Origin of the sequence: Cupriavidus nantongensis (assembly GCF_001598055.1) — a bacterium.
GTDB lineage: Bacteria > Pseudomonadota > Gammaproteobacteria > Burkholderiales > Burkholderiaceae > Cupriavidus > Cupriavidus nantongensis.
In genome coordinates this window covers 4389824-4415291 of sequence record NZ_CP014844.1, presented here as the reverse complement: position 1 = coordinate 4415291, position 25468 = coordinate 4389824, and the positions used below count along the sequence as shown (strand labels likewise).

24 protein-coding genes and 3 rRNA genes are annotated in these 25468 nt (G+C 64.8%); 12 read left to right on the top strand and 15 right to left on the bottom strand.

Annotated features, from left to right (window positions below; genetic code table 11):
- Positions 1–153: 153 nt before the first annotated feature.
- Positions 154–432 carry an acylphosphatase gene (locus A2G96_RS20425; RefSeq protein WP_062801853.1) on the top strand — a complete coding sequence of 93 codons (279 nt, stop codon included), beginning with the start codon at positions 154–156 and terminating at the stop codon, positions 430–432.
- Between the two features lie 12 nt (positions 433–444).
- On the opposite strand, the gene A2G96_RS20420 is transcribed toward A2G96_RS20425, so the two are convergent.
- From A2G96_RS20420 to rpe, 8 genes are all read right to left on the bottom strand, one after another.
- Positions 445–1221, bottom strand: a complete 777-nt coding sequence (locus A2G96_RS20420) for a uracil-DNA glycosylase (RefSeq protein WP_062801852.1) — start codon at positions 1219–1221, stop codon at positions 445–447.
- 29 nt (positions 1222–1250) lie between these two features.
- Entirely contained in the window at positions 1251–1880 is a 630-nt protein-coding gene (locus tag A2G96_RS20415) for a CYTH domain-containing protein (RefSeq protein WP_062801851.1), read from the bottom strand.
- A gap of 11 nt (positions 1881–1891) precedes the next feature.
- Positions 1892–2695 carry an indole-3-glycerol phosphate synthase TrpC gene (gene trpC / locus A2G96_RS20410; RefSeq protein ID WP_062801850.1) on the bottom strand — a complete coding sequence of 268 codons (804 nt, stop codon included), beginning with the start codon at positions 2693–2695 and terminating at the stop codon, positions 1892–1894.
- 11 nt (positions 2696–2706) lie between these two features.
- On the bottom strand, positions 2707–3732 hold the full coding sequence (gene trpD, locus A2G96_RS20405) for an anthranilate phosphoribosyltransferase (protein ID WP_062801849.1): 1026 nt from the start codon (positions 3730–3732) through the stop codon (positions 2707–2709).
- Positions 3733–3806: 74 nt separating this feature from the next.
- Entirely contained in the window at positions 3807–4376 is a 570-nt protein-coding gene (locus A2G96_RS20400) for an aminodeoxychorismate/anthranilate synthase component II (RefSeq protein ID WP_062801848.1), read from the bottom strand.
- Positions 4377–4396: 20 nt separating this feature from the next.
- Positions 4397–5914, bottom strand: coding sequence for an anthranilate synthase component I (gene trpE, locus A2G96_RS20395; protein ID WP_062801847.1), 1518 nt, complete (start codon positions 5912–5914; stop codon positions 4397–4399).
- Positions 5915–6340: 426 nt separating this feature from the next.
- A complete protein-coding gene (gene gph / locus A2G96_RS20390; protein ID WP_062801846.1) occupies positions 6341–7084 on the bottom strand; it encodes a phosphoglycolate phosphatase in 744 nt (247 codons plus the stop codon).
- A complete protein-coding gene (rpe, locus tag A2G96_RS20385; RefSeq protein ID WP_062801845.1) occupies positions 7081–7782 on the bottom strand; it encodes a ribulose-phosphate 3-epimerase in 702 nt (233 codons plus the stop codon). Before rpe ends, gph begins: the two co-directional genes overlap by 4 nt.
- A gap of 225 nt (positions 7783–8007) precedes the next feature.
- Between rpe and apaG the strand changes: the two genes are divergently transcribed.
- Positions 8008–8382 carry a Co2+/Mg2+ efflux protein ApaG gene (gene apaG, locus A2G96_RS20380; protein WP_012353991.1) on the top strand — a complete coding sequence of 125 codons (375 nt, stop codon included), beginning with the start codon at positions 8008–8010 and terminating at the stop codon, positions 8380–8382.
- Between the two features lie 13 nt (positions 8383–8395).
- On the opposite strand, the gene A2G96_RS20375 is transcribed toward apaG, so the two are convergent.
- Positions 8396–8614: a hypothetical protein gene (locus A2G96_RS20375; RefSeq protein WP_062801844.1), complete on the bottom strand. Its 219-nt coding sequence runs from the start codon at positions 8612–8614 to the stop codon at positions 8396–8398.
- A gap of 122 nt (positions 8615–8736) precedes the next feature.
- Here A2G96_RS20375 and mltA point away from each other — a divergent pair, with 122 nt between their 5' ends.
- Entirely contained in the window at positions 8737–9891 is a 1155-nt protein-coding gene (gene mltA, locus A2G96_RS20370) for a murein transglycosylase A (protein WP_062801843.1), read from the top strand.
- A 5-nt stretch (positions 9892–9896) separates the two neighbouring features.
- Here mltA and paaK read toward each other — a convergent pair whose 3' ends face one another.
- The 3 genes from paaK to paaG are packed head-to-tail and all read right to left on the bottom strand — an operon-like array spanning position 9897 to position 12572.
- Positions 9897–11201: a phenylacetate--CoA ligase PaaK gene (gene paaK, locus A2G96_RS20365; RefSeq protein ID WP_062801842.1), complete on the bottom strand. Its 1305-nt coding sequence runs from the start codon at positions 11199–11201 to the stop codon at positions 9897–9899.
- A 52-nt stretch (positions 11202–11253) separates the two neighbouring features.
- A complete protein-coding gene (gene paaI, locus A2G96_RS20360; protein ID WP_062801841.1) occupies positions 11254–11706 on the bottom strand; it encodes a hydroxyphenylacetyl-CoA thioesterase PaaI in 453 nt (150 codons plus the stop codon).
- Between the two features lie 41 nt (positions 11707–11747).
- Positions 11748–12572 carry a 2-(1,2-epoxy-1,2-dihydrophenyl)acetyl-CoA isomerase PaaG gene (gene paaG / locus A2G96_RS20355; protein WP_062801840.1) on the bottom strand — a complete coding sequence of 275 codons (825 nt, stop codon included), beginning with the start codon at positions 12570–12572 and terminating at the stop codon, positions 11748–11750.
- Between the two features lie 241 nt (positions 12573–12813).
- Here paaG and A2G96_RS20350 point away from each other — a divergent pair, with 241 nt between their 5' ends.
- The 4 genes from A2G96_RS20350 to A2G96_RS20335 all read left to right on the top strand — a co-directional run bounded on the left by A2G96_RS20350 (position 12814) and on the right by A2G96_RS20335 (position 16022).
- Positions 12814–13605 (top strand): amino acid ABC transporter substrate-binding protein, encoded by a 792-nt coding sequence (locus A2G96_RS20350; protein WP_062801839.1) that lies wholly within the window; start codon positions 12814–12816, stop codon positions 13603–13605.
- Positions 13606–13711: 106 nt separating this feature from the next.
- The gene (locus A2G96_RS20345) at positions 13712–14365 is read left to right on the top strand and encodes an amino acid ABC transporter permease (protein WP_012353984.1); all 654 of its coding nucleotides are present in this window, start codon (positions 13712–13714) and stop codon (positions 14363–14365) included.
- A 37-nt stretch (positions 14366–14402) separates the two neighbouring features.
- Positions 14403–15155, top strand: coding sequence for an amino acid ABC transporter ATP-binding protein (locus tag A2G96_RS20340; RefSeq protein ID WP_062801838.1), 753 nt, complete (start codon positions 14403–14405; stop codon positions 15153–15155).
- A 90-nt stretch (positions 15156–15245) separates the two neighbouring features.
- A complete protein-coding gene (locus A2G96_RS20335; protein WP_062801837.1) occupies positions 15246–16022 on the top strand; it encodes an enoyl-CoA hydratase in 777 nt (258 codons plus the stop codon).
- Between the two features lie 115 nt (positions 16023–16137).
- Here the strand turns inward: A2G96_RS20335 and A2G96_RS32690 are convergent, their stop codons facing one another.
- Positions 16138–16590: a hypothetical protein gene (locus A2G96_RS32690; protein WP_197672297.1), complete on the bottom strand. Its 453-nt coding sequence runs from the start codon at positions 16588–16590 to the stop codon at positions 16138–16140.
- Here A2G96_RS32690 and A2G96_RS20330 point away from each other — a divergent pair.
- The 4 genes from A2G96_RS20330 (at position 16581) to A2G96_RS20315 (ending at position 22838) form a co-directional block, all read left to right on the top strand.
- Positions 16581–18128: ribosomal RNA gene (locus tag A2G96_RS20330) — 16S ribosomal RNA — on the top strand. The two genes, A2G96_RS32690 and A2G96_RS20330, sit on opposite strands and share 10 nt — an antisense overlap.
- A 335-nt stretch (positions 18129–18463) precedes the next feature.
- A 23S ribosomal RNA gene (locus A2G96_RS20325) occupies positions 18464–21367 on the top strand.
- Positions 21368–21482: 115 nt separating this feature from the next.
- Positions 21483–21595: ribosomal RNA gene (gene rrf / locus A2G96_RS20320) — 5S ribosomal RNA — on the top strand.
- Together the 16S, 23S and 5S rRNA genes form the textbook arrangement of a ribosomal RNA operon.
- 295 nt (positions 21596–21890) lie before the next feature.
- On the top strand, positions 21891–22838 hold the full coding sequence (locus A2G96_RS20315; protein WP_062801836.1) for a DUF3047 domain-containing protein: 948 nt from the start codon (positions 21891–21893) through the stop codon (positions 22836–22838).
- 21 nt (positions 22839–22859) lie between these two features.
- Here the strand turns inward: A2G96_RS20315 and A2G96_RS20310 are convergent, their stop codons facing one another.
- Both A2G96_RS20310 and A2G96_RS20305 read right to left on the bottom strand, forming a co-directional pair.
- On the bottom strand, positions 22860–23885 hold the full coding sequence (locus A2G96_RS20310) for a DUF2891 domain-containing protein (RefSeq protein ID WP_062801835.1): 1026 nt from the start codon (positions 23883–23885) through the stop codon (positions 22860–22862).
- An 87-nt stretch (positions 23886–23972) separates the two neighbouring features.
- Entirely contained in the window at positions 23973–25166 is a 1194-nt protein-coding gene (locus A2G96_RS20305) for a M20 aminoacylase family protein (protein WP_062801834.1), read from the bottom strand.
- Between the two features lie 56 nt (positions 25167–25222).
- On the opposite strand from A2G96_RS20305, the gene A2G96_RS33430 reads away from it, so the two are divergent.
- Positions 25223–25423 (top strand): hypothetical protein, encoded by a 201-nt coding sequence (locus A2G96_RS33430; protein ID WP_145987336.1) that lies wholly within the window; start codon positions 25223–25225, stop codon positions 25421–25423.
- The last annotated feature ends 45 nt before the right edge of the window (positions 25424–25468 follow it).

Here is a 25468-nt window from a genome sequence, read left to right as displayed (position 1 = left end):
CGGCGGACAACGGCAAAGCCCGCATGCCGCCGGCTTCATGCTGATCACGCCGGGCGGCGCGCATCCACTGGTAACGCCCGGCATGGCGGTCTAGTTTACTTGGTGTCGATGACACAACGCGCACGCGTCGCGTGCGCTCACGGGGAAGCCACCATGAACAAGGCAACCTGGCGCCTGGTCGCGCACGGGCGCGTGCAGGGCGTGGGCTATCGCGCCGCCTGTGCCGACGCGGCGGATGAACTCGGGCTGGGCGGCTGGGTGCGCAACCGGGCCGACGGCACCGTCGAGGTGATGGCGCACGGCACGGTCAAGCAGCTGGAGGCGCTGCAGGCGTGGATGGAAACCGGCCCGCCGGCGGCGCAGGTGGCGTTTGTCGAGGTCGGGCGCGGGGAAGGGGAGTTTGCCGGCTTCGAGTTCCGGCCGACGGTCTAGCGGCCCGCTGCGCTAGGCCGCAGTCCAGTCGATCGCCGTGCGGCCGTGGGCTTCGAGCCAGCGATTGGCTTCGCGGAAGTGGCCGCAGCCAAGGAAGCCCCGGTGCGCCGACAAGGGGGACGGGTGCGGCGCTTCCAGCACGCAGTGGCCCGCGCCCAGCAAGGGCTTCTTGGCCTGCGCATGGCTGCCCCACAGCATGAACACCAGGTTGGGCCGGCTGGCGGCGAGGTGCCGGATCAGGCAATCGGTGACGGCTTCCCAGCCGCGCCGCGCATGGCTGGCGGCCTGGCCCTGCTCGACCGTCAGCACGGTATTGAGCAGCAGCACGCCCTGGCGCGCCCAGCCTTCCAGGTTGCCGGAGGTGCGCGGCGGGCAATTGCCGTCGGCGCCGAATTCCGCCGCGATCTCCTTGAAGATGTTGCGCAGGCTGGGCGGCACCTTGATGCCTGCCGGCACCGAGAAGGCAAGCCCGTGCGCCTGCGGCAGCTCGATGCCGCCGACCGTGCCGGTGCCGTGGTAAGGGTCCTGGCCCAGGATCACCACCTTGACCGCATCGGGCGGCGTCAGGTGCAGCGCGTGGAAGACATGGTGCGGAAACACCGGCTTGCCGGCGGCGCGTTCGCCATCGACAAAGGCGGCCAGCTCGCGCCACGCCGGCACCGCGATGCAGGGCTCGAGCAAGGCGCGCCAGGCGGCGGGCAGGGCATCGGCCTGCGCTTGCAGGCTGGCGGCGGGAGACGGTTCGCCGGGGGCGCGGGGCGCTTCGGCGGCAAAGAGATCGGCTTGCATGCGGGAAATGCGCGGCGGGAAAACCGCGATTATGACGCCTTGCCCTCGGCGATCCCGGCCAGGCGGTAGCCGCGCGCTGCCTTGCTCAGGTCCGACGGCGCCAGTGCCGCCACGGCGGCAAGCCGCGCGGCGAAGGCACGCAGCGCATCGGCGGCGTGCGCGGCATCGCCATCGAGCCATTCCAGTTCGAGTTCCTGGATGGGCTCTTGCGCGGCACTGCCTGGCGCGCTGATGGTGCCGGTGTCGAGCGCAGCCTCGATCCGTGCGCCGTCCTGCGTGACGATCCAGCTGCGGCGGACAAAGTCGGTGCGGAACACCGGCGCCAGGCTGCCGATCATCGGCGCCAGCACGGCTTGCGCCTCGGCGGGAAAAGCTTGCAGCTCGATGGCGTCGCCGGCGGTGGCGGTCTCCCACTCATGCCGCGTGGCCAGCCCGCCCTGGCTGTTGCCGGCGGTCTTCAGCGTCTGCAGCCACTGCGCGCCCTTGCGGCGCAGGCGCAGCGCGGCGCGCGCCTGCGCCAGGTCGCGTTGGGGCGTGTCGAGGTAAACGTTGAGCAGCGTGGCCTCGCCTTGTGGCTGGCCGTTGGCGTCGAGCCAGGCGGCCAGCGGGGCGAGGGCGGCGTCGGGGACGGCGAGCTTGAGTTCGATTTCCTGGGGCATGGCGGGAGGAATCAACCAAACAACCGCGCCAGCTCCACCCCCGGATCCTTCGCCCGCATGAACGCCTCGCCCACCAGGAACGCATGCACATTGGCATCGCGCATGCGCTGCACGTCCGCCGGCCCGAGGATGCCGGACTCGGTCACCACCAGCTTGTCGGCCGGCATGCGCGGCAGCAGCTCGAGGGTGTTGTCCAGCGACACGTCGAAAGTGCGCAGGTTGCGGTTGTTCACGCCCAGCAGCGGCGTCTTCAGCCGCAGCGCCACGTCGAGTTCGTCGCTGCCATGGACTTCCACCAGCACGTCCATGCCGAGCTCGTGCGCGCACGCTTCCAGCTCGGCCATCAGTCCCGGGTCCAGCGCCGCGACGATCAGCAGAATGCAGTCGGCGCCCCAGCTGCGCGCTTCATAGACCTGGTACAGGTCGACCATGAAGTCCTTGCGCAGAGCGGGCAATGGGCAGGCGCCGCGGGCGCGCTTCAGGTAGTCGGCGTGGCCCTGGAAGAAATGCTCGTCGGTCAGCACCGACAGGCAGGCCGCGCCATGCGCGGCATAGCTCTCGGCGATGGCCTCGGGCAGGAACTGCTCGCGCAGCACGCCCTTGGACGGCGATGCCTTCTTGATCTCGGCGATCACGCCGGCGTGGCCGCCGGCGATCTTGTCGCGCAGCGCGCGCTCGAAGCCGCGCGGGGCGAAGCCGGCCTCGGTGCGCAGGCTTTCGGCCTCGGCGCGCAGGCTGGGCAGGTCGCGCCGCTTGCGCGCGGCGGCGACTTCGTCGGCCTTTACGGCCAGGATTTTCTGCAGGATGTCTGACATATCGGCGTCTCTTACTTGAACTGCTGCGTGGCGCGCACGAAGGCGTCGAGCTTCTGCCGGGCGGCGCCGCTGGCGATGGCTTCGCGCGCGCGGCGGATGCCGTCCTCGACCGAGTCCGCCACGTTGGCGGCGTACAGCGCGGTGCCCGCGTTCAGCGACACGATCTCGCGCGGCGTGCCGGGCGCGTTGGACAGCGCCTCGAGCAGCATGTCCTTCGACTCGGCGGCATCGGCCACCTTCAGGCCGCGGTTGGAGATCATCGACAGGCCGAAGTCCTCGGGGTGGATCTCGTACTCGCGCACTTCGCCGTCCTTCAGTTCGCCCACCAGCGTCGCGGCGCCGAGCGAGACCTCGTCCATGCCGTCCTTGCCGTAGACCACGATGGCGTGCTGCGCGCCCAGGCGCTGCATCACCCGCACCTGGATGCCGACCAGGTCGGGATGGAACACGCCCATCAGGATATTGGGCGCATCGGCCGGGTTGGTCAGCGGCCCCAGGATATTGAAGATGGTGCGCACGCCCATTTCCTTGCGGATCGGCGCGACGTTCTTCATCGCCGGATGGTGCGTGGGCGCGAACATGAAGCCGATGCCGGTCTCTTCGATGCACTGGCCGACCTGCTCGGGCGTCAGCATGATGTTGACGCCCAGCGCCTCCAGCACGTCGGCGCTGCCCGACTTGGAGCTGACGCCGCGGTTGCCGTGCTTGGCGATCTTCGCTCCGGCGGCGGCGGCGACGAACATGGACGCGGTCGAGATATTGAAGGTGTGCGAGCCGTCGCCGCCGGTGCCGACGATATCGACGAAGTTCTCGCGGTCCTTCACCGGCACCTTGTTGGCGAACTCGCGCATCACCTGCGCGGCGGCGGAGATCTCGCCGATGGTTTCCTTCTTGACCCGCAGCCCGGTCAGGATCGCGGCGGCCATTACCGGCGAGATCTGCGCCTGCATGATCTGCCGCATCAGGTGCAGCATTTCGTCATGGAAGATTTCGCGGTGCTCGATGCAGCGCGTCAGGGCTTCTTGCGGCGTGATCATGGCGTTCTCGTTGACAGTCTGCGGGGTGTGGGCGGTGGCGTGATGGGGGCTGGCAGGCGCGGAGTCGAGCAGTCTCATCGCGGCGCCTTGACGAAGTTGGCCAGCATCGCATGGCCGTGCTCGGACAGGATCGACTCGGGATGGAACTGCACGCCTTCGACGGCGAGCGTCTTGTGGCGCACGCCCATGATCTCGCCGTCCGGGGTCCAGGCGGTGATCTCCAGGCAATCGGGCAGGGTCTCGCGCTCGATCGCCAGCGAATGATAGCGCGTCACGTCGAAGTGCCTGGGCAGCCCGGCGAAGACGCCTTGCTGTGTGGTCTCGATGGTGCTGACCTTGCCGTGCATCACCTGCTTGGCGCGGATCACCTTGCCGCCGAAGGCCTCGCCGATGGCCTGGTGGCCCAGGCACACGCCCAGCATCGGGATCTTGCCGGCGAAGTGCTGCAGCGCTGCCACCGAGATGCCGGCTTCCTTCGGGCTGCACGGGCCGGGCGACACGCAGATATGGTCGGGCTTCATCGCCTCGATCTCTTCGATGGTGATCTCGTCGTTGCGATAGGTGCGCACGTCGACGCCCAGTTCGCCGAAGTACTGGACCAGGTTGTAAGTGAACGAATCGTAGTTGTCGATCATCAGCAGCATGGCGTCTGTCTCCTGTTCTCTCAGATGTCGGAGTCCAGGCCATCCTGGACCTGCTCGGCGGCGCGGATCACGGCGCGCGCCTTGGCCTCGGTTTCCCTCCATTCGGCTTCGGGGTCCGAATCGGCGACGATGCCGGCGGCGGCCTGCACATAGAGGTTGCCGTCCTTGACGATGCCGGTGCGGATGGCGATGGCCAGGTCCATCTCGCCGCCGAACGACAGGTAGCCCACCGCGCCGCCATAGATGCCGCGCTTGCGCGGCTCGAGCTCGTCGATAATCTCCATCGCATGGACCTTGGGCGCGCCCGACAGCGTGCCGGCCGGGAAGGTCGCGCGCAGCACGTCGAGGTTGCTCATGCCCTCGCGCAGCGTGCCTTCGACCGAGCTGACGATATGCTGCACGTGCGAGTATTTCTCGATCACCATCTTGTCGGTGACCTTGACCGAACCGGTCTCGGCAATGCGGCCGATGTCATTGCGCGCCAGGTCGATCAGCATCACGTGCTCGGCGATCTCCTTCGGGTCGTTGAGCAGCTCGGTGGCCAGCTGCGCGTCCTTGTCCGGCGTATTGCCGCGCGGGCGCGTGCCGGCCAGCGGGCGGATGGTGACGATGTGTTCGGTGCGGGTGTCCCCGTTGGCGCCCACCTTGCGCGCTTCCTGGCGCACCAGGATTTCCGGCGACGCGCCCACCACCTGGAAGTCGCCGAAGTTGTAGAAGTACATGTACGGCGACGGGTTCAGCGAGCGCAGCGCGCGGTACAGCGACAGCGGCGCGTCGCGGTAGGGCTTGACCAGGCGCTGGCCGATCTGCACCTGCATCATGTCGCCGGCCATGATGTACTCCTTGGCCTTGTGCACGGCGGCCAGGTAGTCGGCCTTGGCGAATTCGCGGTAGACCTCGGTCTGCACCGACGGGCTGGTCACCGGCACGTCGACCGGCTGGCGCAGCTTCATGCGCAGCTCGCGCAGGCGCTGGCGCGCGCGCGAGTAGGCCTCGGGCGTGGTCGGGTCGGCGTAGACGATCAGGTAGAGCTTGCCCGACAGGTTGTCGATCACCGCCAGCTCTTCGCACAGCAGCAACTGGATGTCGGGCAGGTTCAGGTCGTCGGGCTTCTGGGTATTGGCGAGCTTCTTTTCGATATAGCGCACCGCGTCGTAGCCGAAGTAGCCGGCCAGGCCGCCGCAGAAGCGCGGCAGTCCGGGGCGCAGCGCCACCTTGAAGCGCTTTTCGAAGGCGGCGATGAAGTCGAGCGGATTGCCTTCGTGGGTTTCCACCACCTTGCCGTCGGTCACCACCTCGCTGCGGTTGCCGTAGGCGCGCAGCAGCGTGCGGGCATGCAGGCCGATAAAGGAATAGCGGCCGAAGCGCTCGCCGCCCACCACCGATTCCAGCAGGAAGGTGTTGACCCCGCGGGTCTGCGACTGGGCCAGCTTCAGGTACAGCGACAGCGGCGTTTCCAGGTCGGCAAAGGCCTCGGCGATCAGCGGGATGCGGTTGTAGCCCTGGTCGGCCAGCGATTTGAATTCCAGTTCGGTCATGTCGGTCCTCTTGTTCGGCCCGCGCCGCTGGCAATGGCCTGGCGCGGTGCCGCTTGTCGGCAGAGTTGGCTGGAGCGTAAGGGAATTCCGCCCCGGTTGCGGACCGTGGTGCGGCAAGCTTGCGGACAAGGCTGCACACGGCCGGAAAGAGGGCGCGCGGCGCGTTCTTGAGCTAAACGTAGCAGAGAAATATGGCTACGCTGGCTTTCGGCGGGTTTGGGTGATGATGCCCGGCATGGCTGGTCGCCTGGGCCGGTGGTGGCGACGCCTTCTGGTCGAAGGCGTGTCAGCAGACTCGCGAACGCACTTTACGCCTGTTGGGAGGCGCGCCAGCGACGCCAGGGCCAGGCCTGCCGATCACTGCCAGAAAAGATGCGTTTGCGGTTGAGAAACATTGAAGTTCAGGATTTGGTCGGGATCGACGGACTATCGATGACCGGCCCAGTGTGCGGCAAAGAGCGCTGCGGCATGGGCAATGGAGTCGACTATACCATCGGCGTCGACGCCTTGTACAGGGTTGCCATGGTTGTAGCCATAGGGCACCAGCAGCACGCCCATGCCGGCCGCGCGGGCCGCCTGGGCGTCGTTTTCGGAGTCGCCGAGCGCCGCCATCGCCGACGGCTCGAGCCCGAAGGCATCGGCCACCTTGAGGAGCGGGAACGGGTCGGGCTTGCGCAGCGGGAAGGCATCGCCGCCATAGACCAGCTCGAAATACTGGGCCAGCCCGGTCTTGGCCAGCAGCGGCTCGGTGAAGCTGTAGGGCTTGTTGGTCACGCAGGCCAGCCGCAGCCCGGCCGCCTTCATCGCCGCCAGGCCTTCGCGCACGCCCGGGTAGACCTGCGAGAACTGGCCGTTGATGCGGATGTATTCGCGGTCGTAGAGCGCGTAGGCATCGGCAAACAGGCCGTTGGCGTGCAGCGGCGAAAAGCGCGCGTCGAGCACGCGCCGGATCAGGTTTTCCGAGCCCTTGCCGACGTAGCTGACGATCTCCTGCTCGGACATCGGCGCCACCGGCCCCAGGTTGGGATGCTGGCGGCCCAGCGCCAACAGCATGGCGTTGATCGACGCGTGGAAGTCGCCCGCGGTATCGACCATGGTGCCGTCCAGGTCGACGATCACGCCTTCGATGCCGCGCCAGTCGGCGCGGCGCAGCACCACGCCCGCGCTCATTGGCCGGCCTTGGCCAGTTCGCCGCGCAGCGCGCCGATGATGCCGCGGTAGCCGCCGTCGGCATCAGGCTTGCCGAACACGGCCGAGCCCGCCACGAAGGTGTCGGCGCCGGCCCGGGCGATCTCGGCGATGTTGTCGACCTTCACGCCGCCGTCGACTTCCAGCAGGATTGTGCGGCCGGTGCGCGCGGTATAGGCGTCGATGCGCTGGCGCACGGCGCGCAGCTTGTTCAGCGTCTCGGGGATGAACGACTGGCCGCCGAAGCCCGGGTTGACCGACATCAGCAGGATCACGTCGAGGCGGTCCATCACGTGGTCCAGGTGGTGCAGCGGCGTGGCCGGGTTGAACACCAGGCCGGCCTGGCAGCCGTGATCGCGGATCAGCGCGAGCGAGCGGTCGACGTGTTCGCTGGCTTCCGGGTGGAAGGTGATGATATTGGCGCCGGCCTTGGCAAAGTCCGGGATGATCCGGTCCACCGGACGCACCATCAGGTGCACGTCGATGGGGGCGGTCACGTGGGGGCGGATCGCCTCGCACACCAGCGGGCCCACGGTCAGGTTGGGCACGTAATGGTTGTCCATCACGTCGAAGTGGATCCAGTCGGCGCCGGCCTCGGTCACGCGGCGCACTTCCTCGCCCAGGCGGGCAAAGTCGGCGGACAGGATGGAAGGGGCGATACGGAAGGTGGGCTGGGTCATGGTGGCGACGCGGTGAATGCGGGGAGTGCGGGGAATGCTGTTATCGCCGCTGGCGGCGTGCCGTACGGCGTTGAAAGACCGCTATTCTACGCCCGCCCGGGGCGATCGCGTCCGGCCGGCGGCGGGCCCGCGCCGGGGCCGTGCTCTTGCCCGACCCGCGCCCATCCCGCACAATGCGGCTACCCATTTCCCTGCCGGCCGACCCCGCCGCCGGCCCCTGCCCAAATGAGCGAGTACGCCTTCTCCGTGTCGGTGCGCACCCAGTACCTGCCGGACCAGTCCGACCCCGAGCGCGGGCGCCATGCCTTCGCCTACACCATCACCATCCACAATACCGGCGAAGTCGCGGCACAGCTGATCTCGCGCCACTGGATCATCACCGACAGCGACAACGGCACGCAGGAAGTCGCCGGGCTGGGGGTGGTCGGCCACCAGCCGCTGCTCAAGCCGGGCGAGCATTTCGAGTACACCAGCTGGGCCACGATCTCGACCCCGGTGGGCTCGATGAAGGGCGAATACTTCTGCGTGGCCGAGGACGGCCACCGCTTCGAGGTGCCGATTCCCGAGTTCGCGCTGGTGCTGCCGCGCATGCTGCACTGAGCGCGGCGGGAACCTACGGGCGCTGTGCGTTGTCCTGATCCTGCTGCGGCGCTTGCGTGTCTCCCTGCGCCGGCTGCTGGCGCGACGGGTGTTCCGACGGCGCGCGGGTGGGACGCGGATGCTTTTTCGCCGTGCCCATGGTCCAGACCACGATAAAGATCAGCAGGAACAGCGCCACGCCGGCTTCCAGGGCGAACAGCAGCATGGGATGGGCTTCGAAGAACTTGCTCATGGCAGATGCAGCGCGGCCCGCGGGGGCGCAGGCGATGGTTTGAGAATGACGGTGGCATTGTAGGGGCATTCCGGCGGATTGCGCCTGCAGGCCGCGCCTCGAGGACTTTGAACAATAGCAAGATGGCATACGCGGACGCTTTCCCGACTCCCCAGGTTTCCCACCTTTCCCAGTTTTCTTCCCGGCCGGCGCGCCGCGTGCGCGGCTGGCTGGCGCTGGCCGGCGCCGCGGTGCTGCTGGCCGGCTGCATGAGCGGCCCGCCGCCGCGCATCGAGACCACCCCGTCCGGCACCACGCCGCCGACGGCGTCGTCGCAGAAGGGCCGGCTGCAGGCGGCCAGCTGGGCCGAGATCGGCGGCTGGGCCCAGGATGACGTGCGCGCCGCCTGGCCGGCGCTGCAGCAAAGCTGCCAGGCCCTGAAGAAGCGCGCGGAATGGAGCCGCGCCTGCGCCGCCGGCATGATGGTCAATGCCGGCGACATCAACGCCATGCGCGCCTACTTTGAAAGCAACTTCCAGCCGTATCGCGTGGTCAACGGCGACGGCACCGACAGCGGCCTGATCACCGGCTACTACGAGCCGATCCTGCATGGCTCGCGCACGCGCCAGGGCAAGTTCCAGGTGCCGCTGTACCGCAAGCCGGCGCAGTTCGGCAACCGCCCGCTGCCGGCGCGCGCCGAGCTGCTGCAGAACCCGGCCATGCGCGGCAACGAACTGGTCTGGGTCGACGACGCGGTCGAGGCCGCCTTCCTGCAGATCCAGGGCTCGGGCCGCATCCGCATGGCGGATGGCAGCATGATGCGGGTGGGCTTCGGCGGCACCAACGACCAGCCGTTCCGCTCGTTCGGCAAGTGGCTGCTCGACCGCGGCGAGATCACCCCGGCGCAGGCCACCATGCAGGGCATCAAGGCCTGGGCGCGCGCCAACCCGGGCCGGGTCGAGGAGATGCTGAACGTCAACCCGCGCTTTGTCTTCTTCCGCGAGCTGCCGCCCAACAACGACGGCCCGGTGGGCGCGCTGGGAGTGCCGCTGACCGCGGAGCGCTCGATCGCGGTCGACCCCGCCACGATCCCGCTGGGCGTGCCGGTGTTCCTGTCGACCACGCGCCCGCTGTCGACCGAGCCGATCCAGCGCCTGATGTTCGCGCAGGATACCGGCAGCGCCATCAAGGGCGGCGTGCGTGCGGATTTCTTCTGGGGTGCCGGCGATGCCGCCGGCGAGACCGCCGGACGGATGAAGCAGGGCGGCAGGATGTGGGTGCTGATGCCGCGCAGCTAGCAGGTTCAGCGCCTGCGCTGATCCACGATCCGCCTGGCCTTCCCCACCGACCGCTCGATCCCGCCCTCCGGCAGCACCTCGATCCCCGCGGTCACGCCGATATAAGACTTGATCTCGTGCGCGAGCCGCTCGCGCGCGGGGTGTGCCAGCGCCGTGTCGCTGCCGTGCGCGCATTCGACCCGCACCGTCAGCGTATCGAGGTGACCTTCCCTGGCCAGCACGCACTGGTAGTGCGGCGCCAGCTCGGCGTGCCTGAGGATCAGTTCCTCGATCTGCGACGGGAACACGTTGACGCCGCGCACGATCATCATGTCGTCGGTGCGGCCGGTGACCTTCTCCATGCGGCGAAATGCCGCGCGGGCCGTGCCCGGCAGCAGCCGGGTCAGGTCGCGCGTACGGTAGCGCACCACCGGCATCGCTTCCTTGGTCAGCGAGGTGAACACCAGCTCGCCGAACTCGCCGTCGGGCAGCACCGCGCCGGTGTCGGGGTCGATGATCTCGGGGTAGAAGTGGTCTTCCCAGATGGTGGGACCATCCTTGGTCTCGGCGCATTCGTTGGCGACGCCGGGCCCCATCACCTCCGACAGCCCGTAGATATCGACCGCGGAAATGCCCAGGCGCTTCTCGATCGCCAGCCGCATCTCCGGCGTCCACGGCTCGGCGCCGAAGATGCCCACGCGCAGCGAGGTGCTGGCCGGATCGATGCCCTGGCGCTCGAACTCGTCGGCGATCGCCAGCATGTAGCTGGGGGTCACCATGATCACTTCCGGCTTGAAGTCCTGGATCAGCTGCACCTGCCGCTCGGTCTGCCCGCCGCCGAACGGGATCGCGGTCAGGCCGGCCTTCTCGACCCCGTAGTGCGCGCCCAGACCGCCGGTGAAGAGTCCGTAGCCGTAGCTGATATGCACCTTGTCGCCGCGCCGCGCGCCCGAGGCGCGGATCGAGCGCGCCATCACCGTGGCCCAGTTGTCGATGTCCTGCAGCGTGTAGCCGACCACGGTGGGCTTGCCGGTGGTGCCGGACGAAGCATGGATGCGCGCCACGCGGTCCTGCGGCACCGCGAACATGCCGAACGGGTAGTTGTCGCGCAGGTCCTGCTTGCTGGTGAACGGAAAGCGGGCCAAATCGGCCAGCGATTGCAGCTGGTCCGGATGCACGCCGGCCTCGTCGAACTTGCGCCGGTAGACCGGCGAATTGGCGTAGGCGTGGTGGAGCGACCATCTCAGGCGCTCCAGCTGCAAGGCCTGCAGCTCGGCGCGGCTGGCGGTCTCGATCGGGTCCAGGGGCAGATCGGTCAGGCGCGTGCTCATGGGGTCTCCTGCACGGGGGGGCGTTTATCGTCAGTATCTTGCCAGGGCTGGCTCAGGCGCCTTCAGTTGCGTCGGGCGGCGGCACCACGTGTCCCTTGATCTGGGCGGACTTGCCGCGGAACATCGCCACCACCTGGCCCGCGGCATTGGTTACGCGGATATCGTAGATGCCGTGCCGGCCCGACAGGACCTGCTCGGTGGCCTCGGCGGTGAGCACGTCGCCGCCATGCACGGGCCGCAGGAACTCGATGCTGCAGCCGGCCGCCACGGTGTTGATGTTATGGCTGTTGCAGGCAAAAGCGAAGGTCGAATCGGCCAGCGTAAACATCAGGCCGCCATGGCAGATGCCGTGCCCGTTGAGGAATTCCTTGCGCACCGGCATGGTCAGCCGCGCATAGCCCGGCCGCACCGCGTCGACCGTGATGCCCAGCCAGCGGCTGCAGGTGTCGGCGTCATACATCGCCGCCGCGGCGGCTTCCGCGAGGGCCTGGGGGTCCTGTTTCAAGCTGGTCTCCTGTCTGGGGATGCGGGCGCAAGGCCCGCGGTCTACTTGCCGGTGAAGTGCGGGGCGCGCTTGGCGAGGAAGGCGTTGACCCCCTCGGCATAGTCGGCGGACTGGCCAAGCTCGCGCTGCAGGTCGCGCTCCAGATCGAGCTGGGCGTCGAGCGTGGCGGTGGCGCTGGCATACATGGCGCGCTTGATCGCGGCCAGCGCGCGAGTCGGCTGCGCGGCCAGGTGTGTGGCCAGGGCCAGCGCCTGTTCCGGCAGCAGCGGATCGTCCATGGTCTGCCAGACCAGGCCCCAGGTTTCGGCCTCCTCGGCGCTCAGGCGCTCGCCGGTCATGGCCAGGCCCAGCGCGCGCGCCATGCCGATGCGCTGCGGCAGCAGCCAGGTGCCGCCCGAATCGGGCACCAGCCCGATCTTGACGAAGGCCTGGATAAAGCTGGCGGAGCGCGCCGCCAGCACCATGTCGCAGGCCAGCGCCAGGTTGGCGCCGGCACCGGCCGCGGTGCCGTTGACCGCCGCCACCACCGGCAGCGGCAGCGCTTGCAGGCGGCGGATCAGCGGGTTGAACCAGGTATCGATCAGTTCGCCCAGGTCGGTCATCTGCCCGGGGGTGAAGTCCAGGTCGGCCAGGTCCTGCCCGGCGCAGAAGCCGCGGCCCGCGCCGGTCAGCAGCAGGGCCCGGGCGCCGCCGGCCTCGACGTGGTCGAGCGCCTGCTGCAGCGCCTGGTGCATGGCGCGGGTAAAGCTGTTGAGCTTGTCGGGACGATTCAGCGTGATGACCGCGACCGGCCCCTGCCAGGCCAGCAGGATTGGGCCGCTGTCGATGCTGACCGGCTGGCCAGCGGGCGTGGGCGTCGGGGGCATGGTTGTCTCCGTTACGTGAGGTCGGTGCGGGCTGATGCCTCTAAAATAAACCGACCAGTCGGTCGGCAAATCTTAGCATTAATTTTTGCCGGCGGGTGTCGCGAGATTGGCGCGAATGCCGGCCGTCCGCAATGCCGGCTTGCGGCACCGCTCTATAATCGCGCTGCCAACAACAATCTGAAACCCCGCCGGCCTGCGCAAGCGAAGCCCGGCGCGCTCTCCCATCCGTATTGGAAATCCTATGAAGAAGTTCGCCGCATTGCTCCTGATCTCGTCCGTCGCGCTGTTCGCCGCGTGCGGCAAGAAAGAATCCGCCCCCGCGCCGGCCGCCGGCACGGATACCGCCGCCAGGATCATCGTGGGCCTGGACGACAATTTCCCGCCGATGGGTTTCCGCGATGCCAACAACGAGCTGGTCGGCTTCGATATCGATATGGCCAAGGAGGCCAGCCGCCGTCTCGGCATGACGGTCGAATTCAAGCCGATCGACTGGAGCGCCAAGGAGGCGGAGCTGAACGGCAAGCGCGTCGACGTGCTGTGGAACGGGCTGACCATCACCGAAGAGCGCAAGAAGAACATCAGCTTTACCGCGCCCTATATGACCAATCACCAGATCGTCATCGTCGGCGCCCAGTCGCCGGTGAAGGGCAAGGCTGACCTGGCTGGCCGCACCGTCGGCGCGCAGGACGGCAGCAGCGCGGTGGATGCGATCAAGAAGGAAAGCCAGATTGCCGCGAGCCTGAAGGAACTGAAGACCTTCGGCGATAACGTGACGGCACTGATGGACCTGTCGGCGGGCCGCCTCGACGCGATCGTGGTGGATGAAGTGGTGGGCCGCTACCTGATCAGCAAGCGTGCCGGCGAATACCGCGTGCTGGAAGAGAACTTCGGCACCGAGGACTACGGCGTCGGCGTGCGCAAGGATGACGCCGAACTGCTCGGCAAGCTCGACCAGACCCTGGCGTCGATGAAGCAGGACGGCACCGCGGCGCGTATCGCCACCCAGTGGTTTGGCGCCGACATCACCAAGTAATCCAGACCTGGCGTGACACCCCTCGCGGTTGCGGCGAGGGGCACGCCAACTCCGGACCCGTTCGGCGGGCTTCCCGGAGGCCTTACCTCCTTCTGTACGCGCGAGCATGGATTACGTCTTATCTCTTCTGCTGCCGCTGGCGCAGGGTGCCAAAGTCACGCTGACGCTATTCGCCATCACGCTCGCCCTGTCGGTGCCGCTCGGGCTTGCGCTGGCACTGGCACGCATTTCGTCATGGCCGCTGCTGAGCGGCCTGGTCAACGGCTATATCTGGCTGATGCGGGGTACGCCGCTGATGCTGCAGATGCTGTTTATCTATTTCGCGCTGCCGTTCGTGCCGGTCATCGGCGTGCGGCTGCCTGATTTTCCCGCGGCAGTGGTGGCGTTCGCGCTCAACTACGCCGCGTACTTCGCGGAAATCTTCCGCGCCGGCATCAAGTCCGTCGACCGCGGCCAGTACGAGGCCAGCAAGGCGCTGGGCATGACCTATTTCCAGACCATGCGGCGCGTCGTGCTGCCGCAGATGGTCAGCCGCGTGCTGCCGCCGGTCAGCAATGAAACCATTACGCTGATCAAGGACACCTCGCTGATCTACGTGCTGGCGCTCAACGACATCCTGCGCACCGCGCGCGGCATCGTGCAGCGCGATTTCACCACCACGCCTTTCCTCGTCGCCGCGCTGTTTTATCTGGTGATGACGCTGATTCTGACCTGGTTCTTCCAGAACCTGGAAAAACGCTATGCCAAACATGATGACTAGCCCGAACGGCGCCCCTTCCCACGATGCGCCCGGCGTCATGATCGCGGCACGGGACATCTTCAAGTCGTTCGGGCCGCTGCAGGTCTTGCGCGGCGTTTCGCTGACCTTGCGCAAGGGCGATGTCACCGCGGTGATCGGCCCGTCGGGCTCGGGCAAGAGTACCTTGCTGCGCTGCCTGAACCACCTCGAGGTGATCGACCGCGGCACCCTGCACATCGAGGGCGAAACGCTGGCCGCAGCTGGCCCCGACGGCGCGGCCCGCTATGTGGCGGACGCCGAAGTGCGCCGCATCTGCCGGAAGATGGGCATGGTGTTCCAGTCGTTCAACCTGTTTCCGCACATGACGGTGCTGCAGAACATCATCGAGGCGCCGGTGACGGTCAAGGGGCTGCGGCGCGATGCGGTGATCCCCAAGGCCGAGGAACTGCTGCGCAAGGTCGGCCTGCTGGCCAAGCGCGACAGCTATCCGGCGCGGCTGTCCGGCGGCCAGAAGCAGCGCGTGGCGATCGCGCGCGCGCTGGCGATGGAACCGGACATCATGCTGTTCGACGAGCCCACTTCCGCGCTGGACCCGGAACTGACCGGCGAGGTGCTGCGCACCATGCGTCAACTGGCGGAGGAGCATATGACCATGCTCGTCGTCACCCATGAAATGGGGTTTGCGCGGGAAGTGGCGAACCACGTCGTGTTCATGGACGAGGGCCGGATTCTCGAGGAAGGCCCGCCGGGCGAGGTGTTCGGCGCGCCGGCCCACGCGCGCACCCGTGAATTCCTGGCGCACATGCTCTAGCCGGCGGCGTCACGCCGCAACCGATGGCAGAATAGCCCGCAGCCGGTGGCGCCATGCCATCCGCCTGACCACACACAGATAGGAGAAGACATGCCGTACGAAAACATCCTGGTCGAGACCCGCGGCCGCGTTGGCCTGGTCACGCTGAACCGCCCGAAGGCCCTGAATGCGCTCAATGATGCGCTGATGGATGAACTGGGCGCCGCGCTGACCGCGTTCGACCAGGATGAAGGTATCGGCGCCATCGTCATCACCGGCAGCGAGCGTGCCTTCGCCGCCGGCGCCGATATCGGCATGATGGCCAAGTACTCTTTCATGGACGTCTACAAGGGCGACTACATCACCCGCAACTGGGAAACCATCCGCAAGATCCGCAAGCCGGTGATCGCGGGCGTGGCCGGCTATGCGCTGGGTGGCGGCTGCGAACTGGCGATGATGTGCGACATCGTCATCGCGGCGGACTCGGCCAAGTTCGGCCAGCCCGAGGTCAAGCTCGGCACCATGCCCGGCGCGGGTGGCACGCAGCGGCTGCCGCGCGCGGTTTCCAAGGCCAAGGCGATGGACCTGTGCCTGACTTCGCGCATGATGGACGCCGCCGAAGCCGAGCGCTCCGGCCTGGTGTCGCGCGTGGTGCCCGCCGACAAGCTGCTGGACGAGGTGCTGGCGGCGGCCGAGACCATCGCCGGGTTTTCGCTGCCGGTGGTCATGATGATCAAGGAGTCGGTCAACGCCGCCTACGAGACCACGCTGGCAGAGGGCGTGCACTTCGAGCGCCGCCTGTTCCACGCCACCTTCGCCACCGAAGACCAGAAAGAGGGCATGGCCGCCTTTGTCGAGAAGCGCAGCCCGAATTTCCAGCACCGTTAAACGCTGGAATCAGGGAATACCCGAGGGGCGAGCAGGGATATTGCTCCGTTTTCGTCACCAGCCGAGGCGATTTCCCTTTGCCGTTCAAGGCCTTACGCGGGAACCGCGGGAACGTTTAGCGCATCGCCGTGACAAAGGTGTTGCAAGGGCGGCGAAACCGGCCCAAGCCGCGCGCACCCGCGCCGGAAAGGATCTTCATCAGCCCGACCGGCAGCGCCGGGACAAAATCGGTATTGACGCCCAGCATCGCGAAGCCGTGCATCAGCCAGCTCATCAGCACGTCCATGCAGCCCGCGGCGCGGAACAGGCCAATGGCGATCAGGATCGCAACCAGATAGGGAATGATCTGCACCGCGACGCCGAAGCCTTCCTTGGCACCATCGATAAACGCCTCATACACATTGATCCGGCGCAGCGCCCCGCAAATCAGGAAGAGGGTGATCAGGGACAGGATGAAACCGGCGCCAGCCAGCGCCGTCACGGTGCCGACCTGCTCGGGCGGCGCATGCTGCAACCACGCGAACATTGCCCCAAGCAACCCGATCACCAGTCCGAACGTAATCAGCACTGCTGGCCGCAGCAGGTTGATCCGCTGGACCCACGCCACCGCGAGCAATCCGGCCAGGCAGGCTCCGCCTGTGGCCAGCAGCGTGGGCAAGAAGATATCGGCGGCGACGGGTGAGTAATACATCGGAACGTGCCCTGTCGTGGGGGATAACTAGTCGAAAGATTAGCTAATACCGCATACGACCCGAGGGTGAAAGCGGGGGACCGGTAACGGCCTCGCGCGATAGGAGCGGCCGATGTCTGATTAGCTAGTTGGTGGGGTAAAGGCCTACCAAGGCGACGATCAGTAGCTGGTCTGAGAGGACGATCAGCCACACTGGGACTGAGACACGGCCCAGACTCCTACGGGAGGCAGCAGTGGGGAATTTTGGACAATGGGGGCAACCCTGATCCAGCAATGCCGCGTGTGTGAAGAAGGCCTTCGGGTTGTAAAGCACTTTTGTCCGGAAAGAAATGGCCTGGGCTAATACCTCGGGTCGATGACGGTACCGGAAGAATAAGCACCGGCTAACTACGTGCCAGCAGCCGCGGTAATACGTAGGGTGCGAGCGTTAATCGGAATTACTGGGCGTAAAGCGTGCGCAGGCGGTTTGATAAGACAGGCGTGAAATCCCCGGGCTCAACCTGGGAATGGCGCTTGTGACTGTCAGGCTAGAGTGCGTCAGAGGGGGGTAGAATTCCACGTGTAGCAGTGAAATGCGTAGAGATGTGGAGGAATACCGATGGCGAAGGCAGCCCCCTGGGACGTGACTGACGCTCATGCACGAAAGCGTGGGGAGCAAACAGGATTAGATACCCTGGTAGTCCACGCCCTAAACGATGTCAACTAGTTGTTGGGGATTCATTTCTTCAGTAACGTAGCTAACGCGTGAAGTTGACCGCCTGGGGAGTACGGTCGCAAGATTAAAACTCAAAGGAATTGACGGGGACCCGCACAAGCGGTGGATGATGTGGATTAATTCGATGCAACGCGAAAAACCTTACCTACCCTTGACATGCCACTAACGAAGCAGAGATGCATCAGGTGCCCGAAAGGGAAAGTGGACACAGGTGCTGCATGGCTGTCGTCAGCTCGTGTCGTGAGATGTTGGGTTAAGTCCCGCAACGAGCGCAACCCTTGTCTCTAGTTGCTACGAAAGGGCACTCTAGAGAGACTGCCGGTGACAAACCGGAGGAAGGTGGGGATGACGTCAAGTCCTCATGGCCCTTATGGGTAGGGCTTCACACGTCATACAATGGTGCGTACAGAGGGTTGCCAACCCGCGAGGGGGAGCTAATCCCAGAAAACGCATCGTAGTCCGGATCGTAGTCTGCAACTCGACTACGTGAAGCTGGAATCGCTAGTAATCGCGGATCAGCATGCCGCGGTGAATACGTTCCCGGGTCTTGTACACACCGCCCGTCACACCATGGGAGTGGGTTTTGCCAGAAGTAGTTAGCCTAACCGCAAGGAGGGCGATTACCACGGCAGGGTTCATGACTGGGGTGAAGTCGTAACAAGGTAGCCGTATCGGAAGGTGCGGCTGGATCACCTCCTTTCAGAGCGTGCAGCCAACGTTGAGCGTCCACACTTATCGGTAGTTTGTTGGTTAAGGCCAGATGGCCAAATGCAAGCGCTTAAGCTTTGAGCGTTTGCATTTGGCATTGCCAAGCGAGCGCGGGTCTGACCTGCGGATCGGCTGTTCTTTAACAATATGGGATGTAGTAAAGGTGTCGCGGTGCTTTGATGAGAAGCACAGTAGTTGAACGCGATACCGGGTTGTGATTGTATCAACCAAATGTATTTTAAAGTGATCGAAAGATGACTTGGAATACGGCACAAATGCGAGAACTCAACCTGTAGTGAGCGTGTCGATGAGACACACTTGTTATAGGGTCAAGCGAACAAGTGCATGTGGTGGATGCCTTGGCGATCACAGGCGATGAAGGACGCGGTAGCCTGCGAAAAGCTTCGGGGAGCTGGCAAACGAGCTTTGATCCGGAGATGTCCGAATGGGGAAACCCGGCCCGTATGGGTCATCCCACACTGAATCCATAGGTGTGGGAAGCGAACGCGGCGAACTGAAACATCTAAGTAGCTGCAGGAACAGAAATCAACCGAGATTCCCAAAGTAGTGGCGAACGAAATGGGAACAGCCTTGTACTCTTTAGCAGTGGTGTTAGCAGAACGGGATGGAAAGCCCGGCCATAGCAGGTGATAGCCCTGTATGCGAAAACACGATTGTGGAACTAGGTGTACGACAAGTAGGGCGGGACACGTGAAATCCTGTCTGAAGATGGGGGGACCATCCTCCAAGGCTAAATACTCGTGATCGACCGATAGTGAACCAGTACCGTGAGGGAAAGGCGAAAAGAACCCCGGGAGGGGAGTGAAATAGATCCTGAAACCGCATGCATACAAACAGTCGGAGCCCTTTCGGGGGTGACGGCGTACCTTTTGTATAATGGGTCAGCGACTTACATTCAGTGGCAAGCTTAACCGGTTAGGGAAGGCGTAGCGAAAGCGAGTCCGAACAGGGCGTTGAGTCGCTGGGTGTAGACCCGAAACCAGATGATCTATCCATGGCCAGGTTGAAGGTGCGGTAACACGTACTGGAGGACCGAACCCACTAACGTTGAAAAGTTAGGGGATGAGCTGTGGATAGGGGTGAAAGGCTAAACAAATCTGGAAATAGCTGGTTCTCTCCGAAAACTATTTAGGTAGTGCCTCGTGTCTCACCTTCGGGGGTAGAGCACTGTCATGGTTGGGGGGTCTATTGCTGATTACCCCGCCATAGCAAACTCCGAATACCGAAGAGTGCAATCACGGGAGACAGACATCGGGTGCTAACGTCCGGTGTCAAGAGGGAAACAACCCAGACCGCCAGCTAAGGTCCCAAAGATTGGCTAAGTGGGAAACGAAGTGGGAAGGCTAAAACAGTCAGGAGGTTGGCTTAGAAGCAGCCCCAGTCACCGAAGCTGCGGACGCGTGCGTTCCTTTAAGTGCACCAAGCTTGTCGATGCGCAGCATCGACAAAGCCACCAACAATGATCGCTGGTGGTCGTGCTAGTGGATTTAAAGGAGCGCACGCGTGGTAGGAGAGCGTTCTGTAAGCCTGTGAAGGTGTCTTGTAAAGGATGCTGGAGGTATCAGAAGTGCGAATGCTGACATGAGTAGCGATAAAGGGGGTGAAAGGCCCCCTCGCCGTAAGCCCAAGGTTTCCTACGCAACGTTCATCGGCGTAGGGTGAGTCGGCCCCTAAGGCGAGGCAGAGATGCGTAGCTGATGGGAAGCAGGTTAATATTCCTGCACCGTCGTATGATGCGATGGGGGGACGGATCGCGGAAGGTTCTCCGGGTGTTGGAAGTCCCGGTCCCTGTAGTGGAGAAGGCGCTTAGGCAAATCCGGGCGCGTAATTCAAGGCTACGGGGCGAGCGGCCTAGTGCTGCGAAGCAATTGGAAGTGGTTCCAAGAAAAGCCTCTAAGCTTCAGTCATACGAGACCGTACCGCAAACCGACACAGGTGGGCGAGATGAGTATTCTAAGGCGCTTGAGAGAACTCGGGAGAAGGAACTCGGCAAATTGGTACCGTAACTTCGGGATAAGGTACGCCCTGGTAGCTTGACTGGCCTGCGCCAGAAGGGTGAAGGGGTTGCAATAAAATGGTGGCTGCGACTGTTTAATAAAAACACAGCACTCTGCAAACACGAAAGTGGACGTATAGGGTGTGACGCCTGCCCGGTGCCGGAAGATTAAATGATGGGGTGCAAGCTCTTGATTGAAGTCCCGGTAAACGGCGGCCGTAACTATAACGGTCCTAAGGTAGCGAAATTCCTTGTCGGGTAAGTTCCGACCTGCACGAATGGCGTAACGATGGCCACACTGTCTCCTCCCGAGACTCAGCGAAGTTGAAGTGTTTGTGATGATGCAATCTCCCCGCGGCTAGACGGAAAGACCCCATGAACCTTTACTGTAGCTTTGCATTGGACTTTGAACCGATCTGTGTAGGATAGGTGGGAGGCTTTGAAGCGTGGACGCCAGTTCACGTGGAGCCGTCCTTGAAATACCACCCTGGTTTGTTTGAGGTTCTAACCTTGGCCCGTGAATCCGGGTCGGGGACAGTGCATGGTAGGCAGTTTGACTGGGGCGGTCTCCTCCCAAAGTGTAACGGAGGAGTTCGAAGGTACGCTTGGTACGGTCGGACATCGTACCTAAAGTGCAATGGCAAAAGCGTGCTTAACTGCGAGACCGACAAGTCGAGCAGGTGCGAAAGCAGGACATAGTGATCCGGTGGTTCTGAATGGAAGGGCCATCGCTCAACGGATAAAAGGTACTCTGGGGATAACAGGCTGATACCGCCCAAGAGTTCATATCGACGGCGGTGTTTGGCACCTCGATGTCGGCTCATCTCATCCTGGGGCTGTAGCCGGTCCCAAGGGTATGGCTGTTCGCCATTTAAAGAGGTACGTGAGCTGGGTTTAAAACGTCGTGAGACAGTTTGGTCCCTATCTGCCGTGGGCGTTGGAATCTTGACGGGGGCTGCTCCTAGTACGAGAGGACCGGAGTGGACGTACCGCTGGTGTACCTGTTGTCTCGCCAGAGGCATCGCAGGGTAGCTATGTACGGAAGAGATAACCGCTGAAAGCATCTAAGCGGGAAACTCGCCTGAAGATGAGGATTCCCTGGAGGCTTGACCTCCTTGAAGGGTCGTTCGAGACCAGGACGTTGATAGGCTGGGTGTGGAAGCGCAGTAATGCGTTAAGCTAACCAGTACTAATTGCCCGTAAGGCTTGATCCTATAACCAGTGTGTTTCACCTGGTTGAGCGTCGCCTTGTGCCTCGATACACGCACAACCAACACTACATCCCGATTCGTGATGCTGGCCTCAACCCCAGCGTCACAACCCCTCATGCCTGGTGACCATAGCGAGCCGGAACCACCCCTTCCCATCCCGAACAGGACCGTGAAACAGCTCCGCGCCGATGATAGTGCGGATTCCCGTGTGAAAGTAGGTCATCGCCAGGCTCTTATTGTGCAAAACCCCTCGACAGCGTGTGCTGCGAGGGGTTTTGTCTTTGGCGCGGCCAAAATGCTGCGCTCGCCATTGCCGTAACGCCGGCACCCCGATCCCCCGTTGTTTTCATGCCGCATTGCGGGTCGCGGCGCATTCCTGCCCGGTCCGCCTTCTGCTATGTTCGACCCTCAAGTGCCAACGGGTGGCACGAAGGCGGTTGCAACACGCGTTTGCAGCAAGCAGTGAGCAATAGAGCGGGCCGATGCCGACAGAGCGGGCCCGCGATTTCGGGTTTCGAGGGGTTACATGACGGCCAAGATGTTTCGGCTGGTTTCGACTGGCGCCGCCAGCGCGCTTCTGCTGGCAGGGTGCGCTTCCACTCCCCCTGAATCTTCCGCCCCGCAAGGACAACCGGCTTTGGCCGTCCCTGCCGCCTCCAGCTCCGCCATCGATTGCCAGGCCTTCACAGCGCGCATGGCGGCCCACGCCGCCGCGCAGGCCGAGACCGCAGTCCCTGAACCCGACGCCCTGGCCGCTGCCAACACCCTGGCAGCGGATGCCGAAGCAGGGGACGATGGCGAACCCGCCGAGGCCTCGCCGGCCACCCTCGCCAGGTTGCCGCTGTTTTCGGTTTCACCTCGCGGCGACCGGCTGCCTGTAGGCTGGCACCCGTGGACCATCAACCGCAACAAGACTCCCACCACTTACACGCTGGCCGAGGTCGATCAGCGTGTCGTGGTGCACGCCAAGGCCGACAGTTCGGCCTCCGGACTTTATGTGCCGCTGCGCGAGCGCGATGCCGGCATGGTGCGCTGGACCTGGAAGACCAGCGGCATCATCCGCAACGCCGACAACAGCCATGGCCCGCGCGAGGATTCGCCGCTGCGGCTGTTCGTCGCCTTTGACGGCGACAAGGGCGCGCTGCCGCTCAAGGACCAGTTGATGTACGAGATGGCGCGGCTGACCACCGGGCGCGAGATGCCGTACGCCACGCTGATGTATATCTGGGGCGGCCAGCGCGCGGAAGGCGCGGTGGTGAAGAACCCGCACACCGATCGTGTGCGCATGATCGTGGTCGATAGCGGCATGAAGCACGCCAATGAGTGGCGTTGCCACGAGCGAGATCTGCGCGCAGACTATCGCAAGGCGTTCGGCACTGACCCCGGCCGCGTCATCGCGGTCGGCATCATGACCGATACCGACAATACCAAGAGCAAGGCCGAAGCCTGGTACGGCGACATCGCGCTGGACTAGGTTGCCGCGCCGGCGGCGCCCTCAGCCGCCGATCGGTTCGGCCAGCGCGAGCACCGCGAACGAGGCCAGCCAGTGCGTGGACACATACTCGCCCTCCACCGCCTGGGGCAGCGACGCCTCGATATGGTCCGACCACGCACGGATCGCCAGCGGCCGCAGCGGATCGGGCAGGGCGGGTTCCAGCAGGCGCCAGCACCAGGCGCGCGACAGGTTCAGTCCGTCCAGGTGTGCGGCCTTGGGATCGTTGCGGTTGGTCACCGTCACCGGTGTCAGCCAGTTGGCCAGTTCGGCCTGGCCCGGCACGAACAGCTCCCACCACTCCGAGAACGCGCAACCGTCCATCACCGCGTGCATCAGCACGGCTTCGGTCAGCCCACCGGACAGGAACTCGTCGCCGCCGGGCTCGTAGCGGGCCGGATACTTCTGGTCGTGGCCGAACCAGCGGTGGGCGCGCCGTACGATGGCGCGCCGCAGGGCCAGGTCCTGGTGCGTGCGCGCATAGGCCAGCGCCATGACCAGCGCGAAGGCGCTGTTGTAGTGGGTGCCGGTGCGCACCGGGAACGCTGCCGCATCAAGGAATTCCGCCAGTTGCTGCGATAGATGCGAGGCCAGCGGCGCGCAGGCTTCGGCCCAGACGCTGGCATGCGGGTCGTGCCGTGCCAGCGCCAGCAGTTCCGCTTGCAGCTTCAGCATCCAGCCCCAGCCGTAGGGGCGCTCGAAGGTGCGTGAGTCGTGCCGGCGGAAATACGCGAGTTCGGCGGCCATCGCGTCCGGCCGCAACTGGGCGTCCAGCATGGCGCGGATGCGCGGCGCTTCCTCGAGGTCCGGATGCAGTGCCAGCAGCCGCACCAGCAGCCAGTGCATATGCACGCTGGAGTGCCAGTCGTAGCTGCCGCAAAACACCGGATGCCAGGCGGCCGGTCCGGCGAGATCGCCGGCGCCCGCCATCATGTGGTCCAGCTTGTACGGATAACGGCGCAGGATATTCTCCAGCGCCACGCGCGCAAAGCTGCGCGCGGTCTCGCGATCCAGCGCCGAACGCCCCATCGCCGAAGCTCCCCTTTGTGATCGTATTGCCCTGCTCAGGCAGGCGTGCTCGGGCACGCTCGGGTCTATGCCATCAGCTACCTGCCATCAGGCAGGTGCGAGCCACTTCTCCACCAGCCGCACGAAGAAGGTCGAGCCGACCGGCAGCAGTTCGTCGTTGAAATCGTAGCTGGGGTTGTGCAGCATGCAAGGCCCGAGGCCATGACCGGCGTCGCGATGGCCGCCGTCGCCATTGCCGAGGAACAGATAGCAGCCGGGCCTGTGCTGCAGCATGAACGAGAAATCCTCGGCGCCCATGGTGGGCTCGACGTTGCTGTCGACGTTGTCCGCGCCGACCAGCTCGGCGGCGACCGTGGCGGCAAAGCCGGTTTCGGCCTCGCTGTTGATGGTGGGCGGGTAGTTGCGGTGGAATTCGTATTCGACGGTGCAGTCGAATGCCGCCGCCACCGCGCGCGCCACCTCTTCCATGCGCCGCTCGATCAGGTCGAGCACCGGCACCGTGAAGGTACGCACGGTACCGCCGATCCAGGCCTGGTCCGGCACGATGTTGGTGGCATCGCCGGCATGGAACTGCGTCACCGAGATCACCGCGGTATCGATCGGGCGCTTGTTGCGCGTGATGATGCCCTGCAGCGCCGACACGATCTGCGCCGCGGTGAATACCGGGTCGTTGCCGTTGTTGGGCATGGCCGCATGCGCGCCCTTGCCGCGCACGACGATGCGGAACTCGTTGCTCGATGCCATCAGCGGACCCGCGCGTGTGCCGAAGGCGCCCATCGGCATGCCCGGCCAGTTGTGCACGCCGAACACCGCGTCGCACGGAAAGCGCTCGAACAGGCCGTCCTTGATCATCTCGCGCGCGCCGCCGCCGCCTTCCTCGGCCGGCTGGAAGATCAGGTGCACGGTGCCGTCGAAGGGCTTGTGCTGCGCCAGGTAGCGCGCCGCGCCGAGCAGCATCGCGGTGTGGCCGTCATGGCCGCACGCGTGCATCTTGCCGACGTGCTGCGAGCGGTGCTCGAAGGTATTGGCTTCCTGCAGCGGCAGCGCGTCCATGTCGGCGCGCAGGCCGATGGTGCGCGAGCTGCTGCCATTGCGGATCACACCAACCAGGCCGGTGGTGCCGAGCCCGCGGTGGACTTCGATGCCCCACGCTTCGAGGTTGCGCGCGACCACGTCGGCGGTGCGCTGTTCTTCGAAGCAGAGTTCGGGATGGGCGTGGATGTCGCGCCGGATCGCGCGGATTTCGGCTTGTGCCTGCAGGATTTCGGGGATCAGCTTCATGATGCCGGGCGGCCTTGGGGTCGAAGGCGTTAGCAATGGGATACCCGGATCATACGATGCCAGTCGCGAAAGCGCCAAAACGCGGCGATTTGCTGCGCGCTCGCCGCGTTGGCGCAGTGCAATATGCCGGCGCGGGTGGGTTTCCCCGCATTGCCGTGGCATGTGCACTGCTGGAACAGTTCATGCTTGAAGTGCCCGGCCGGCAATACCGTCGCTTTGTGATGCCCCATCGCACCAAAAAGCAGCGCCGCTCGTGACCCGCTGCGCGCGCGCATTGCCGATCCTAAAACGTCTGCTTCACT

Coding starts and splice junctions, on each gene's coding strand:
- A2G96_RS20425 (WP_062801853.1), top strand. CDS start 154: ATGAACAAGGCAACCTGGCGCCTGGTCGCGCACGGGCGCGTGCAGGGC.
- A2G96_RS20420 (WP_062801852.1), bottom strand. CDS start 1,221: ATGCAAGCCGATCTCTTTGCCGCCGAAGCGCCCCGCGCCCCCGGCGAA.
- A2G96_RS20415 (WP_062801851.1), bottom strand. CDS start 1,880: ATGCCCCAGGAAATCGAACTCAAGCTCGCCGTCCCCGACGCCGCCCTC.
- trpC (WP_062801850.1), bottom strand. CDS start 2,695: ATGTCAGACATCCTGCAGAAAATCCTGGCCGTAAAGGCCGACGAAGTC.
- trpD (WP_062801849.1), bottom strand. CDS start 3,732: ATGATCACGCCGCAAGAAGCCCTGACGCGCTGCATCGAGCACCGCGAA.
- A2G96_RS20400 (WP_062801848.1), bottom strand. CDS start 4,376: ATGCTGCTGATGATCGACAACTACGATTCGTTCACTTACAACCTGGTC.
- trpE (WP_062801847.1), bottom strand. CDS start 5,914: ATGACCGAACTGGAATTCAAATCGCTGGCCGACCAGGGCTACAACCGC.
- gph (WP_062801846.1), bottom strand. CDS start 7,084: ATGAGCGCGGGCGTGGTGCTGCGCCGCGCCGACTGGCGCGGCATCGAA.
- rpe (WP_062801845.1), bottom strand. CDS start 7,782: ATGACCCAGCCCACCTTCCGTATCGCCCCTTCCATCCTGTCCGCCGAC.
- apaG (WP_012353991.1), top strand. CDS start 8,008: ATGAGCGAGTACGCCTTCTCCGTGTCGGTGCGCACCCAGTACCTGCCG.
- A2G96_RS20375 (WP_062801844.1), bottom strand. CDS start 8,614: ATGAGCAAGTTCTTCGAAGCCCATCCCATGCTGCTGTTCGCCCTGGAA.
- mltA (WP_062801843.1), top strand. CDS start 8,737: ATGGCATACGCGGACGCTTTCCCGACTCCCCAGGTTTCCCACCTTTCC.
- paaK (WP_062801842.1), bottom strand. CDS start 11,201: ATGAGCACGCGCCTGACCGATCTGCCCCTGGACCCGATCGAGACCGCC.
- paaG (WP_062801840.1), bottom strand. CDS start 12,572: ATGCCCCCGACGCCCACGCCCGCTGGCCAGCCGGTCAGCATCGACAGC.
- A2G96_RS20350 (WP_062801839.1), top strand. CDS start 12,814: ATGAAGAAGTTCGCCGCATTGCTCCTGATCTCGTCCGTCGCGCTGTTC.
- A2G96_RS20345 (WP_012353984.1), top strand. CDS start 13,712: ATGGATTACGTCTTATCTCTTCTGCTGCCGCTGGCGCAGGGTGCCAAA.
- A2G96_RS20340 (WP_062801838.1), top strand. CDS start 14,403: ATGATCGCGGCACGGGACATCTTCAAGTCGTTCGGGCCGCTGCAGGTC.
- A2G96_RS20335 (WP_062801837.1), top strand. CDS start 15,246: ATGCCGTACGAAAACATCCTGGTCGAGACCCGCGGCCGCGTTGGCCTG.
- A2G96_RS20315 (WP_062801836.1), top strand. CDS start 21,891: ATGACGGCCAAGATGTTTCGGCTGGTTTCGACTGGCGCCGCCAGCGCG.
- A2G96_RS20310 (WP_062801835.1), bottom strand. CDS start 23,885: ATGGGGCGTTCGGCGCTGGATCGCGAGACCGCGCGCAGCTTTGCGCGC.
- A2G96_RS20305 (WP_062801834.1), bottom strand. CDS start 25,166: ATGAAGCTGATCCCCGAAATCCTGCAGGCACAAGCCGAAATCCGCGCG.
- A2G96_RS33430 (WP_145987336.1), top strand. CDS start 25,223: ATGCCAGTCGCGAAAGCGCCAAAACGCGGCGATTTGCTGCGCGCTCGC.